The organism is Streptomyces sp. NPDC017448, assembly GCF_044330565.1.
In the GTDB taxonomy this organism is placed as follows: Bacteria; Actinomycetota; Actinomycetes; order Streptomycetales; family Streptomycetaceae; genus Streptomyces.
In genome coordinates this window covers 138,330-150,655 of sequence record NZ_JBIRLM010000002.1, presented here as the reverse complement: position 1 = coordinate 150,655, position 12,326 = coordinate 138,330, and the positions used below count along the sequence as shown (strand labels likewise).

Below are 12,326 nucleotides of genomic sequence, written 5' to 3'. Positions count from 1 at the left end.
ATGCTGGACATCGCCGAAGAGCTGCACCGGTGGGTCTCGCAGGGACGGGAGTTCGCCGTCGCCACCGTGGTGGCGGTCGGCGGCAGCGCGCCCCGGCAGCCCGGCGCCGCGCTCGCCGTCGACCGCGACGGCACGGCCGTCGGCTCGGTCTCCGGCGGCTGCGTGGAGGGGGCGGTGTACGAGCTGTGCCGCCAGGCCCTGGAGGACGGGCGGTCCGTCCGCGAACGGTTCGGCTACAGCGACGAGGACGCCTTCGCGATCGGCCTGACCTGCGGCGGCGTCATCGACATCCTGGTGACACCGCTGCGGGTGGACGACCCCGCCCGCCCGGTGTTCGCCGCCGCCCTCGCGGCCGCCGCCGAGGGGGCGGCGGCGGCGCTCGCACGGATCACGGACGGGCCCGCCGAACTGCTCGGCCGCCCGCTCCTGGTCCGCTCCGACGGGAGCCACGAGGGCGGGTTCGGCGGCCACCCGGCGCTCGACCGCACCGCCGCCGCCGAGACCCGCGCCCTGCTCGACGCCGGGCGCACCGGACCGCTCGCCATCGGCGCGGAGGGCTCCCGGTGCGGCCGGCCCGTCGAACTGCTGGTCGAGTCCAGCGTCCCGCCGCCCCGCATGATCGTCTTCGGCGCCATCGACTTCGCCTCCGCCCTCGTCCGGGCCGGGAAGTTCCTCGGCTACCGGGTCACCGTCTGCGACGCCCGCCCGGTCTTCGCCACCGCAGCCCGCTTCCCCGAGGCCGACGAGGTCGTCGTCGACTGGCCCCACCGCTACCTCGCCGGGACGGCCACCGACGCCCGTACGGTGCTCTGCGTCCTCACCCACGACGCCAAGTTCGACGTGCCCCTCCTGGAGGCCGCCCTGCGCCTGCCGGTCGCCTACGTCGGCGCGATGGGCTCGCGCCGCACCCATCTGGAGCGCGAGGACCGGTTGCGCGAGGTCGGGCTCACCGACCGCGAACTGGCCCGGCTCCACTCGCCGATCGGCCTCGACCTCGGCGCCCGTACGCCGGAGGAGACGGCCCTGTCCATCGCCGCCGAGATCGTCGCGGTCCGGCGCGGCGGCAGCGGCGCACCGCTCACCGGGGCCCGCACCCCCATCCACCACGACACCGGTGGCCCGCCCCTCGCGCCGGTGGCCTGAACGTCCCTTCCGGGCGCGGGACCAGGTACGGGGCGCGTCGGCCGGTGCGGTTGGATGAGCGTATGAGCGTTCACGACGTGGCCCGCAGGCTGCCGGACATATCCACCCTCTCCGACCGCTGCCGATCCCTGGCGATGCTCGACGCGATCCTGTGCGCCGAGTGGGACCACCGCTGGCACGGCTTCGACGCGCGGTGGTCGCCGACCGAGGCGACGGCCTCGATGCGGGACGGGTCGGGCGGGGAGTACTCGGTGGTCTTCTCCGCCGCCGGCGCCTACGCGCGCGGCTTCGACCACGAGGCCCCGATGAGCCCGTACGTGGACGACGCGCCCTGGCCCGGCGTGCTCGACGAGGTGCCCGCCGTCTTCCGCCGCTACGTGGACGAGCCCTCGTTCTGCGACGAGTCCGGCCTGCCCGTCGTCACCGCCTGCCTCTGGCGCGAGAGCGGAGACGACCGCTGGCGGACGGGGCCCGTCGAGTTCCCGGAGGAGGGGGAGGACTCCGACGGAGCGAACTGGCTCTTCCACCTCCTCGTCACCGGAACCCCCGAGTCCTACCAGGAGTGGGCCGAGGACTACTTCGAGGTCTCCGTCGACCTCGAAGCCGTACGGCACGTGTACGCGCTCAGGCCGCTCACCGACGCGGTGGTCGCCGCACTCAACCCCGACCGGGTCCTGGCCGAACTGGCCGAGGACGTCGAGGAGATCGGCTACCCGGCCGTCGCGGGGGAGTGATGTTCCCGGCCGCCCCCGGGACGCCGGCCGAGGCCCCGGGACGCCGGGGGAGGCCCCGGGACGCCGGGGGAGGCCCCGGTCGGCCCCTCCGCGCCGGTGGGGTGGGGCCGCCCGGGCCGTGCTCACTTCCCGCTCTGCAACGCCCCCCAGGTGGCCGGGCCCACCTTGCCGTCGACGGTGAGGTTGCGGCCGGTCTGGTAGCTGCGCACCGCCGTCTCCGTGGCCGGGCCGAAGGCGCCGTCCGCGTTCACCGTGGTGCCGAGCGCCGCCGTCAGCGCCCGCTGGAGCCGCTTCACCGCGTCGCCCGACGCGCCCTTCGCCAGCGCCGGGGTCGTCCCGGCGGACAGCAGGGCCGTCCAGGTCTTCGGGCCGACCGTGCCGTCGGCCACCAGCGAACGGGCCCGCTGGAAGGCCTGCACCGCGCTGGTGGTGGTCGGTCCGAAGCTGCCGTCCACCGCGCCCGCCTCGTACCCCTGGGTGTTGAGCAGCGTCTGCACCGCCTTGACCTGCGGGCCGGTGGAGCCGGCCTTCTGCGTGGTGTACGAGGAGAAGGTCAGGCCGTCGCCGCCGGGGGCCGGGTCGCCGCCGATCAGCTCCATGTAGTGGTTCCAGTCCCAGTTGGGGCCGGGATCCGTGTGGGTGGCGCCGGGCGCCTCGCTGTGCCCGATGATGTGCGACCGGTTCTTCGGGATGTTGTAGCGCGCCGCGAGGTGCTTGGTGAGGGCGGCGGAGGAGCGGTACATCGCCTCCGTGTACCAGGCCGGGTTGTCGACGTAGCCCTCGTGCTCGATCCCCACCGACGAGGAGTTGGTGGAGCCGGCGTGCCAGGCGGTGTCCTTCTCCCGGACGGACTGGGTCACTTCGCCGTCCGACGAGCGGATCGTGTAGTGCGCGCTGACCTGGGAGGCCGGGTTCTGGTACCAGCTGATGGAACCGGCGTACGACCCCTGGGTGGTGTGGACGACCACCTTGTCGACGGCGGCCTTGCGGCCGACGACGTAGTTCCCGGAGTAGGCGGGCACCCAGAGCGCCGAGGGGTAGTCCGTGCTCAGGGGGGCCACGTCGGAGGCGGCCGTGACGCCCTTGTCCGGATCGACGGGACGGGACGGCACGAGCACCTCCTCGCCGCCGGAGACCGTCGCGGACACGCCCTGGGCGAGGAACGTGTACACGGCGTCCGCGTAGAGGGCGGCGGCCGTCGCCCCGGCGGCGCTGTAGCGGGCCACCACCGGATACCAGGCGTCCACGTCCCGGCGCTCGGCGGCGTCCAGGCCCAGCGCGTCGGCGTGGTCGCGCAGGACGGCCGCGCCGCCGAGGATGTTGGCCGCGGTGTCCCGGCGCAGCTTCGCCGTGCTCGCGCCGGTCAGCTCGGCGGCCTTCTCCAGGGAGTGGTTGGCCGGGTTGCTCGCCAGGTGCATCACGCCGTAGCCGTTGGCCTGGCTGGGTGTGCCCGCGTGGCCGTCGAGGCGGGACTCGCCGTAGCCGACGGCGGCCAGCAGGTCGCGCGGTACGCCGTACTCCCGGGCCGCCTCGGCGAAGGCGCGGTTCAGCGGGCCGGCCGTGTCCGCGTGCGGGGCGGCGGTCGCGGGGTGTCCGGTGGCGAGGAGCGCGGCGGCGGTGAGGGCCGCCACGGCGCAGGCGCGGGCCCGGGCGCGGGCGGCGGTGCGTTGGGGCATGAGGGCTCCTGCTCGGTGGGGAAGTGGGGGGGGGGAAGGGTGGCGCGCGAAGAGAAAAGCCTCCGGACCCGAGACGGGTCCGGAGGGTCGACGAACGCGGCCAGGCTATCGATATGAGCAGGGCATGACAATGAGTGACTAGGGGGTTGAGGGTGGCAACATCCTGCAAAACGTGGGGAGTTGACGGAAGCGCTGAGCCTGTCGGGTGACGTCGAGCGTCACCCGACAGGGGAGGGGGCCGCGGTTGACGCGAGGCCGGAGGCTACCAGCGGTCGCGGTGGACGACGTCCGCCACCGGGCGCCGCCGGACGGGTCCGAAGTTGCCCGCGGGCCACCCCACCGGGACGGCCGCGAAGGTGTTCATCTCCTCCGGAATGCCCAGCTCCCGCTTCCACTCCTGCTCCAGCATCAGGTGCCAGATGGTGATGTTCGCCGCGAGCCCGAGCCCCCGGGCCGCGAGCAGCAGGTTCTGGACGCCCGGGTAGACGCAGGAGCCCTCCGCCAGCGCCTGGAAGCGCGTCTGCGTCTCCGCCATGTGCCGCGTGCCGTCGGGGCCGAGCGCGCGCGCCGAGGCGGCGAGGCCCTCCTCGTCCAGGCGCGGTTCCGGGAACCGGTAGCACGGGATGATCAGCACCGGCGTGTCGGCGAAGTGGTCGCGCTGGTGCTCGATCGCCGCGACCATCCGGCCGTACGCCGCATCGGCCATGCCCTGGGGCGCGTGCTTTCCGGTCGTCGCCAGGTACGCGTCGACGCACCGCTTCCACAGCGGGGCGAGCCGCGCCATCACCTGGCGGTCGGTCACCACCACGTACTCGTAGCGCTGCATGTTGCCGCCGCTGGGCCCCCAGACGGCCGCCTGTATCAGCTGCTCGACCGTCTCCTCCGGCACCGGATCCGGCTTGAGGCGGCGCATGGCGCGCATCGTGGACATGGTGTCGAAGAGGGCGGGGCCGCCGAGGGCGGACGGGTCGGGCAGAACCGTTTCCATAGTCATGATCGCGGAGTTTAGGCAGGTACCTCCTCCGCTGTCTCCCCGCCCGCGTGCGAAGGTGCGGTCCGCCCCGGTTCCCGCAGCGGAGGCGGCAGTCGGCGTCACACCGTGCCCTGCCATGGCTGACCGGTCAGTCATGCGGCAGGGGGACCATGACGTGGCCGGAAGAGCCGACCCGGCGGTGCGCCGGGAGCTGATCCTGAAGGCCGCGGTGCGGGTGTTCGCCCGGCCGGGGTTCGCCGCGACCCGGGTGGACGACATCGCCGCGGAAGCGGGGGTCGCCAAGGGCAGCGTCTATCTCCACTCCGACAGCCGGGACGCCTTGCCCACAGCCGCCTTCGAGGAGTACAGAGCCCCGCTCACGGACGGTGAGCCGGCAGGCCCGCACCGGCCCGGGAGACGGACTGGAGCGGTCGGTGCTCGACATGGTCGCGGCCGAGCCCGAACTCGCCCGTATCCTCATCGACCTGTGGGCCGCCCGACGGCAGGGGGCCGCCTCCGGGATGGACGTCTCGGCCGTGTACCGGGAGTACCGCGCGGCCGTCGCCGAGCTGCCCGCCGACGCCGAGGCCGAGGGGGCCTTTGAACAGTTCCGCGCGGGCGGGCGACGCGGAAGTGCCGGACGCCCCCGGCCCCCACGGCTCAGCGCCGCGTCAGCCGGACGACCGGGATCTCCCGTTCGGTGCCCGCCTGGTACTCCCCGTAGCGCGGGAACAGCTCCACCAGCCCCGGCCAGACCCGCGCCTTCTCCTCGGCGGGAAGTGTCGCCGCCACGGCCCCGAACCGCTCGGTCCCCACCCGGAGTTCGACCTCCGGGTTCGCCTGGAGGTTCAGGTACCACAGCGGAGGCCGGTCGGAGCCGCCGTTGGACGCCACGATCAGGTAGTCCTCGCCGTCCCGCCCGTACATCAGCACCGTGCGCCGTACCGTGCCGCTGCGCCGCCCCACGTAATCCATCAGCAGGCAGGGGACGCCGAGCTGGGTGGTGCCCCGTGTGCCGCCGGAGGACTCGTACAGCTCCGCCTGCCGGGCGACCCACGCGGCGGGGCTGGGGGTGACCTCGGCGGTGCCGTCCTGCTCGGCCGTCATGGGCGTCTCCTTCGGTCGTGCCGTCCGGTACGGGCTGGGCCCCATCCTGGCACCCCCGCTGCCGCGTCCCGAATTCGTACACCTGCGCAGCACTCCCGTCGCACGGGGGAACGGGGGCCGGGAACCCGCCCGCGAAGGCGTATAAAGATGTCCTCCGGAGCAGCCGGCGTCCCCCGATGGCCCCTCCCCCACTCCCCTCACCACGCGGCAGGCGTCACCGCGTCACCGAGCCCAGGAGAGCCGAATGAGCACGTCGGAAGAGATCAGCACGTCGGAAGTGGCCGACGGGACCGCGGAGACCGGAACGTTCGCGGAGGCCGGTACGTGGACGGAGATCCGCACGCTGCTGGTGACGAAGTTCGGAACCGACCCCGACGCCGTCCGCCCCGAGGCCCCGCTGCGCCGACTGCGGCTGGACTCCCTCGCGCTGGAGGAGCTGCGGCTGCACATCGAGGACCGGCTGGACGTGGACCTGGAGGACGTCGCGCTCACTTCGCGCGACACCGTCGGCCGCCTGGTCGAGGCCGTCCACGGGAAGGTCTCCGCATGAGCGCGACCGCCGGGCCCTACCGCCGGCGCCCGCCCGCCCCGTACGCCGCCGCCGTCACCGGCGTCGGCCTGGTCACCGCGGCCGGCACGGGAGCGGCCGCCGCCTGGCACGGCGTCACCGAGCACCTCGCGCCCTCCGCCGGGCCCCGGCCCGAACTGGCCGACCTGCCCTGCGACTTCTTCTACTCCGTCACCGACTGCGACCCGGGGGCGGTCCTCGGGGTGGCCGCCCAGCGGCTGATGGACCGCTTCGCCCAGCTCGCCGTCATCGCCGCCCGCGAAGCCGTCGCGGACGCCGGTCTCGACCCGTCCGTCTGGGACAGCGGTCGGGTCGGCGTCGTCATCGGCTCCGCCCACGGCGGGCTCCCCTTCTACGACGAGCAGCAGGCCGCCCTCGCGGCCCGGGGCCCCCGGCGGGTCTCCCCGAAACTCGCGCCGCTCACCGTCGTCAACGGCGCGGCCAGCAGCGTCAGTCTGGACCTCGGCGTCCACGGGCCCAGCCAGGCCGTCTCCACCGCCTGCTCCTCCGGCACCGTCGCCATCGGCACCGCCCACCAGATGCTCCGCTCCGGGGCCTGCGACATCGTCATCGCCGGTGGCGCCGAATCCACCTGCACCCGGCTCCTCATCGCCAGCGCGTGCAGCCTCAAGGCCGTCTCCACCCGTCGCGAGGACCCCGCCGCCGCCTGCCGCCCCTTCGACACCCACCGCGACGGCTTCGTCGTCGGGGAGGGCGCCGGGCTCCTCGTCCTGGAAGACCCGGACCACGCCCGCGCCCGGGGGGCCGCCGTCCGCGCCCACGTCAGCGGTTACGGGGCCACCAATGACGCGCTCTCCGCCGTCGCCCCCGACCCGGACGGCCTCGGCATCGAACGGGCCCTGCGCACCGCCCTCGCGGACGCCGGCCTCTCCCCGGCCGACGTCGGACACGTCAACGCCCACGGCACCTCGACGCTCTCCAACGACCTGATCGAGGCGACGATGCTGCGCCGGGTCCTGGGCGAGGGCCCCCTGGTGACCTCCACCAAGGCCATGACCGGCCACACCCTCGGCGCGGCGGGCGGCATCGAGACCGCGCTCACCGTGCTCGCCCTCCAGCACCAACTGGTCCCGCCCACCGTCAACCTGGACGCGCCCGACGCGGAGATCCCGATCGAGGTCGTCGCCAAGGAGGCCCGCGGCGCCTCCTTCGACTGCGCCGTCAAGACCTCGCTCGGCTTCGGCGGCCACAACGCGGCGCTCGTCCTCACCCGAGCCTGACGGAGCAGAAGGGAACGCGGCCCACCCATGCCCGAGGAGATCATCCGGCCCCTGTCGGTCGACGGAGTGCGCTTCAGCTACCGCCTCCTGCCGCACTCCCGCCCCGGCGGCGTCCCCGCCACGGAACCGACGCTCATTCTCGGCGGCGCGCTCCAGGGCATGTTCGGCTGGCCCCAGATGGACGACCACCTCGGCGACGCCGCCGACGTGGTCACCGCCGACCTGCCCGGCATGGGTAGCGCCGACCCGCTGCCGCCCGGGCCCAGCGGCGGCCTGCTGCGCCGCGCGGTGCTCGCCGTCGCGGACGACGTCGGAGCCCGGCGGCTCAACGTGTTCGGCTTCTCCTACGGCACCGCCATCGCCTTCGGGTTCGCCCGCCACCACCCCGAGCGGGTCGCGCGTCTGGCGCTCGGCGGCGTACCGGTCCACATCGACGCCGCCCAGGTCGACCGCTGGGAGCGTGCCCGGCGACAGCTCGCCGCCGGGGACCGGGAGGGGTTCGCCGCGACGGCAGCCGACGCGCTGATGTGCCTGGACCCCGAACGCCCCGTGCATAGAAGGGAGTTGGCGCGCCGCTATGTGCGGCGCTCCTTCCTGCACGCGCTCACCCACTCGCCGCACGCGGCGGACTCCCTCTACCGGGCGCTGGCCGACCGGCCCGACTTCTCCGGCGGGCTCACCGGCGTACCGGCGCTGGTCTTCGCCGGGGAGCACGACACGGTGACCTCGCCCGCCCGGCAGCGGGAGTTCGCCGCGACCATCGAGGGCAGCCGGTTCCACACGATCGAGGAGTCCGACCACTGGGTGGTCCTGGAGCGGGCCGAGGAGGTGGCCACGCTGGTCGCCGGGTTCTTCACCGGGCGGCGGCCGGCGGCCGGAGCGGTCACGCTGCCGCGCCAGGCGGGCGCCCGGGTGGGGCGGGCCTGAGGCGCCCGGGCCGGGCCCGGACCCGAGACGGTCCCGCCCGGCCCGAGGACGGGCCGGGCGGGGCGGGTCGGGACGGCCCGAGGGCGGGCCGGGCAGGGTGGGCCGGAGAACCGTCCGCCCCGCCCGGGCACCGTGCTCTACCAGGACCAGGGCCAGGGGTTGCCACCGATCTTGATCCGGACCACCTGCGGGTCGTGGTCGCTCGCCTGGTCGGCGAACTCGGCGTTGATGTGCACCACGTCGTAGTCGGGACGGCGGACGCCGGGGCTCGTCAGGATGTGGTCCAGCGTCTGCGAGTTGCCGTCGAAGACGTAGCTGTACCGCTCGTCCTCGGGCAGCGTCGTGATCAGCGGCTTGAGCGCCCGGTCCTTCGTCAGCGCCTTCATCGTCGGGGAGAACTCGAAGTCGTTGAAGTCGCCGAGCGCCACGACCTGCGCCGACCTGTCCGCCTTCAGCAGCGAGGCGACGAACGTGTTGACCTCGGCGGCCTGCTGGACCCGCTGCGTCTCCGAGGAGCGCGTCGGCTCCTGGAAGCGGCCGTGCAGCGGCTGGTCGCCGCCCTTGGACGCGAAGTGGTTGCCGATGACGAAGACCGGCTTGCCCCGGAAGACGAACTCGCCCACCAGCGGCTTGCGGCTGTTCGCCCACGCCGGGCTCGCCGGGTTGATCCGGCCCGGGGAGGCGGAGAGCCGGACGCCCTTCCAGCCGTCGACGGCCTGCACCGGGGTGGTGGCGTCGCCGCCCGGCCGGTCGGTGAAGGAGACCCGCGCGGGGTTGTAGAGGAAGACGTTGCGGATGTTGCCGCCGGGCTCGCCGCCGTCCTTGTTGTTCTCGGGGGCGATGTACCGCCAGGCGTAGCGCGGGCCGCCCTGGGCGACGATCGCGTCCGTGAACCGCTTCAGCGTCGCCTCGGAGCCCGTCGTGCCGTCGTTCACCGCGCCGTTGTCGTCCTGGATCTCCTCCAGCGAGACGATGTCGGGGGAGGACAGGTTGACCGCGACGCCCTCGGCCAGGGTGTCGAACTTGGTCTGGTCGTCGCGCGCGTCGAGGTTCTCCACGTTGTACGTGGCGACCGCCAGCTCGTTCTTCTTCTGCTTGCGGGTCACCTCCCGCCGCAGCTTCTTGTCGACGAGCGTGCCGAGCTCGGTGGCCTGGACGTTGTAGCCGCCGTAGCTCGCGTAGTCGAGGACGCCGGTGGTGCGGCCCTCCAGCACGTCCCCGACGTTCGCCGTCGGGATCGGCCGCGCCGGGTCCAGCGACAGCACCTTGAGGCGGCCGGTGTTCTGGTCCTCGTAGGAGGCGTAGAGCGTGCCGCCGCGCCGGGTCGGGTTCTCCTGCGGCTTGACCGTCACCCAGATCTCGTCGTACGCGGTCGTCGCCCCGGTCACGCGGGTGTCGGCGAAGGCGACCCGGGAGCCCTCCAGCGCCTCGTAGAGGTCCAGTGCGTACCGGGCCGGCTCCAGGGGCAGCGCGTCGATCGATCCGCCGTCCGCCGAGGGCGCGTAACGGCCGGGCACCGAGGAGGCGTCGAGGACGACCGCGTCGGGCAGCGCGTTGCTGGAGGAGAGCACGGTGGTGCGGGGCGAGGTGATCTGGGTGAGCGACTGGGTGCCGGTGCCCGGGTAGTACTCCGCGACCTTGCCGCTGACCAGGACGGAGTCCCCGGTCTTCACGGTCGGCGCGGCGGAGCCGGTGTAGACGAACAGGCCCTCGCCCGTACGCGGGTCCTCGTCCGGCGCGGTGTCCTGGATCCAGAAGCCGCGCGATCCGCCGGTCCGTACGCCGGTGACGACGCCCGGGACGCCGGTCACCGCCGTGCCGGCGAGCGGGGAGACCCTGGTGGCGCCCTGGATGTCGTGGACGCGGACGTCGCCGGGCTCGGTGGGGCCGGGCTCCTGCGGCGGCTGTCCGCCGCCGGAGGTCTCGCCCTTGGTGTTGACCGGGGTGGGCGCACCGGAGACGAGGTCGGCGGCGTTGTCGTCGGTGTCGGCGAGCGAGGCGGCGCGCGCGACGGAGGCGGTGGCCGAGGCGCCGGGCACCGGACCGCCCTCCCGGACGACGGCGGAGCCGTAGCCGACCAGGTCCACGATCCGGGTGTCGGCCGCGCACTCCGCCGCCGTCTTGCAGGTGAGCGGGGTGGTTCCGGAGACCAGGGCGACGGTGCCGCTGCCCGCCGCCATGGCGACGGTACCGGTGGCGTCCGCAGTGGGCAGGGCGACCGTGCCGCCGGTGCCCGCCGCCTGGGCGACCAGGTAGCGGCCGCCGGGGGCGATCGAACCGGTCAGGGCGGAGACCTGCCACTGCGATCCGGCCGAGGGGCTGCCCGGCAGGTACTGGACGCTGACTCCGTCGACCTCGTACGGGGCGGAGCCGGCGTTGGCCAGCTCGACGAAGTCCCGGGTGAGCGTCGCGCCGGAGTTGCCCCCGCCGCCGTACACCTCGGAGATGACGGCGGTGGCCGACGGGGCCGCGTGGGCGGCGGGCAGGGCGGTCACCGCGAGCGCGGCGGCGACGGCTCCGGTCAGCAGGACGGAACCGGATCTGTATATCTGCACGGGAGGTGCCCCCAACTGAGTAGTAGGGGCAAAAACTATGCGCGTAGAACAGGGTATGACAAGGCGTGGAAGGTTAATTCCGGGCGCACTCGGGGTGAGCTCCACGGCAACGCGCCCGGCGCGGCCCCGCGGGAGGGGCGCGCGCCGGGCGCGTCACGCGGCTTCCGGCCCCGCCGGGGCCCACCGCGACCGGGTCACTGGCGGATGCGCTCGCGGATCCAGACCCCGGCCTCCTTGAGGACCCCGGTGCCCGTCCAGGTGGAGCCGTTACAGGTGCCGGTCTTGAAGACGGCCCCCGAGCGGTGGTCGTCGGAGTAGTTCCAGTTGGTCCAGGAGATCTTCTTGCGCTTCATCAGGTCGAGGTAGCGCTGCGACATGGTGAAGTCGTTGGCCCCCTCGCCCGCGTAGTTCTGGGTGCCGAACTCGGTGACGAACACGGGGAGCTTGTCGGACGCCCGGTCGAGCGTCTTCAGGTACTCGTCGCGGTGCGAGGCCGCGTAGAAGTGGAAGGTGTACATGATGTTCGAGGCGCGGACGGGGTTGTTCACGACCTCCGACTCGTTCGCGCCCTCGGACACCCCGAACGAGGACCAGGCGCGCGTCCCCACCAGCACGACCCCGTCGGGGTCCTGGGCGCGGATCACCGGGATGATCTTCTCGGCGTACGACTTGACGGCCGACCAGCTCACCCCCGAGGGCTCGTTGGCGATCTCGTAGAGCACGCCCGGATGGTTCTTGTACTTCTTCGCCATCGCGGTGAAGAAGGTCTTCGCCCGCGAGAGGTTCGCGTTCGGGTCGCCCGGGTCGAGCATGTGCCAGTCGATCACCGCGTACATGCCGCGCGCGTGCGCCGCGTCGACGAACTTCTGCGCGCGGGCGGTGAATCCGGCCGGGTCGGTCTCGTACCCGTCCTCCTGTACGTAGGTGGAGACGCGCAGCACGTCGGCGCGCCAGTCCTTGGCGAGGGCGTCGAGCGAACCGCCGGTGACGCACTGGGCGTACCACTGGGTGCCGTGCGTGCTCATCCCGTTCAAGGCCACGGCCTCGCCGGAGGCGTTGCAGAGCTGGCGGCCGCAGACGGAGAGCTGGCCGTTGGCGGCGAGCGGGGTGGCGGCGGTGGGAGCCGCCGGGGCCGGGGCGGCGCCCGCCCGGACGGGAGCCATGAGCGCGGTGACGACGCCGAGCGTGGACGCGGCGATCAGGGCCTTGCGCGCCAGACGGCGACGGCCGGGCGTGGAGGCGGAGCCGGTGGGGGGAGTGGTGCGCTGGTGCATGGTGGTGCTCCCTTCGGAGGGGGTGGGAGACGCCATGTCGGCAGCAACGAAAGTAAGGGTTCCTTCCAATTGCCGTCAACGGTGTTGGGAAACTTTCCTGTCTATTAACGCGCGTGGCGGAAGGGCCC

The 12,326-nt window shown here is 73.6% G+C and carries 11 protein-coding genes; 6 read left to right on the top strand and 5 right to left on the bottom strand.

Features of this window, described 5'->3' with window-relative positions; genetic code table 11:
* Both ACH4K1_RS05405 and ACH4K1_RS05400 read left to right on the top strand, forming a co-directional pair.
* Positions 1-1,143: an XdhC family protein gene (locus ACH4K1_RS05405; RefSeq protein ID WP_398086897.1), complete on the top strand. Its 1,143-nt coding sequence runs from the start codon at positions 1-3 to the stop codon at positions 1,141-1,143.
* 62 nt (positions 1,144-1,205) lie between these two features.
* Positions 1,206-1,877: a hypothetical protein gene (locus tag ACH4K1_RS05400; protein WP_398086895.1), complete on the top strand. Its 672-nt coding sequence runs from the start codon at positions 1,206-1,208 to the stop codon at positions 1,875-1,877.
* 122 nt (positions 1,878-1,999) lie between these two features.
* Here ACH4K1_RS05400 and ACH4K1_RS05395 read toward each other — a convergent pair whose 3' ends face one another.
* Together ACH4K1_RS05395 and ACH4K1_RS05390 are read right to left on the bottom strand one after the other, a co-directional pair.
* Positions 2,000-3,553, bottom strand: a complete 1,554-nt coding sequence (locus tag ACH4K1_RS05395) for a peptidoglycan-binding protein (RefSeq protein WP_398086893.1) — start codon at positions 3,551-3,553, stop codon at positions 2,000-2,002.
* A 262-nt stretch (positions 3,554-3,815) separates the two neighbouring features.
* Positions 3,816-4,547 carry a nitroreductase family protein gene (locus ACH4K1_RS05390; RefSeq protein WP_398086891.1) on the bottom strand — a complete coding sequence of 244 codons (732 nt, stop codon included), beginning with the start codon at positions 4,545-4,547 and terminating at the stop codon, positions 3,816-3,818.
* Here ACH4K1_RS05390 and ACH4K1_RS05385 point away from each other — a divergent pair.
* Positions 4,465-5,130, top strand: coding sequence for a TetR/AcrR family transcriptional regulator (locus ACH4K1_RS05385; protein WP_398086889.1), 666 nt, complete (start codon positions 4,465-4,467; stop codon positions 5,128-5,130). The two genes, ACH4K1_RS05390 and ACH4K1_RS05385, sit on opposite strands and share 83 nt — an antisense overlap.
* Before the next feature lie 56 nt (positions 5,131-5,186).
* Here ACH4K1_RS05385 and ACH4K1_RS05380 read toward each other — a convergent pair whose 3' ends face one another.
* Complete coding sequence (locus tag ACH4K1_RS05380) at positions 5,187-5,633, bottom strand: nitroreductase family deazaflavin-dependent oxidoreductase (RefSeq protein WP_398086888.1); 447 nt, start codon at positions 5,631-5,633, stop codon at positions 5,187-5,189.
* A 334-nt stretch (positions 5,634-5,967) separates the two neighbouring features.
* On the opposite strand from ACH4K1_RS05380, the gene ACH4K1_RS05375 reads away from it, so the two are divergent.
* From ACH4K1_RS05375 to ACH4K1_RS05365, 3 genes are read left to right on the top strand one after another with little or no spacing between them, the layout of a single operon-like run.
* Positions 5,968-6,183, top strand: a complete 216-nt coding sequence (locus ACH4K1_RS05375; RefSeq protein ID WP_398087432.1) for an acyl carrier protein — start codon at positions 5,968-5,970, stop codon at positions 6,181-6,183.
* A complete protein-coding gene (locus ACH4K1_RS05370) occupies positions 6,180-7,442 on the top strand; it encodes a beta-ketoacyl-[acyl-carrier-protein] synthase family protein (RefSeq protein WP_398086886.1) in 1,263 nt (420 codons plus the stop codon). Before ACH4K1_RS05375 ends, ACH4K1_RS05370 begins: the two co-directional genes overlap by 4 nt.
* 27 nt (positions 7,443-7,469) lie before the next feature.
* On the top strand, positions 7,470-8,369 hold the full coding sequence (locus ACH4K1_RS05365; RefSeq protein WP_398086884.1) for an alpha/beta fold hydrolase: 900 nt from the start codon (positions 7,470-7,472) through the stop codon (positions 8,367-8,369).
* A gap of 137 nt (positions 8,370-8,506) precedes the next feature.
* On the opposite strand, the gene ACH4K1_RS05360 is transcribed toward ACH4K1_RS05365, so the two are convergent.
* Positions 8,507-10,924: an endonuclease/exonuclease/phosphatase family protein gene (locus ACH4K1_RS05360; protein WP_398086882.1), complete on the bottom strand. Its 2,418-nt coding sequence runs from the start codon at positions 10,922-10,924 to the stop codon at positions 8,507-8,509.
* 194 nt (positions 10,925-11,118) lie between these two features.
* The gene (locus ACH4K1_RS05355; protein WP_398087431.1) at positions 11,119-12,198 is read right to left on the bottom strand and encodes a glycoside hydrolase family 5 protein; all 1,080 of its coding nucleotides are present in this window, start codon (positions 12,196-12,198) and stop codon (positions 11,119-11,121) included.
* Positions 12,199-12,326 lie beyond the last annotated feature (128 nt).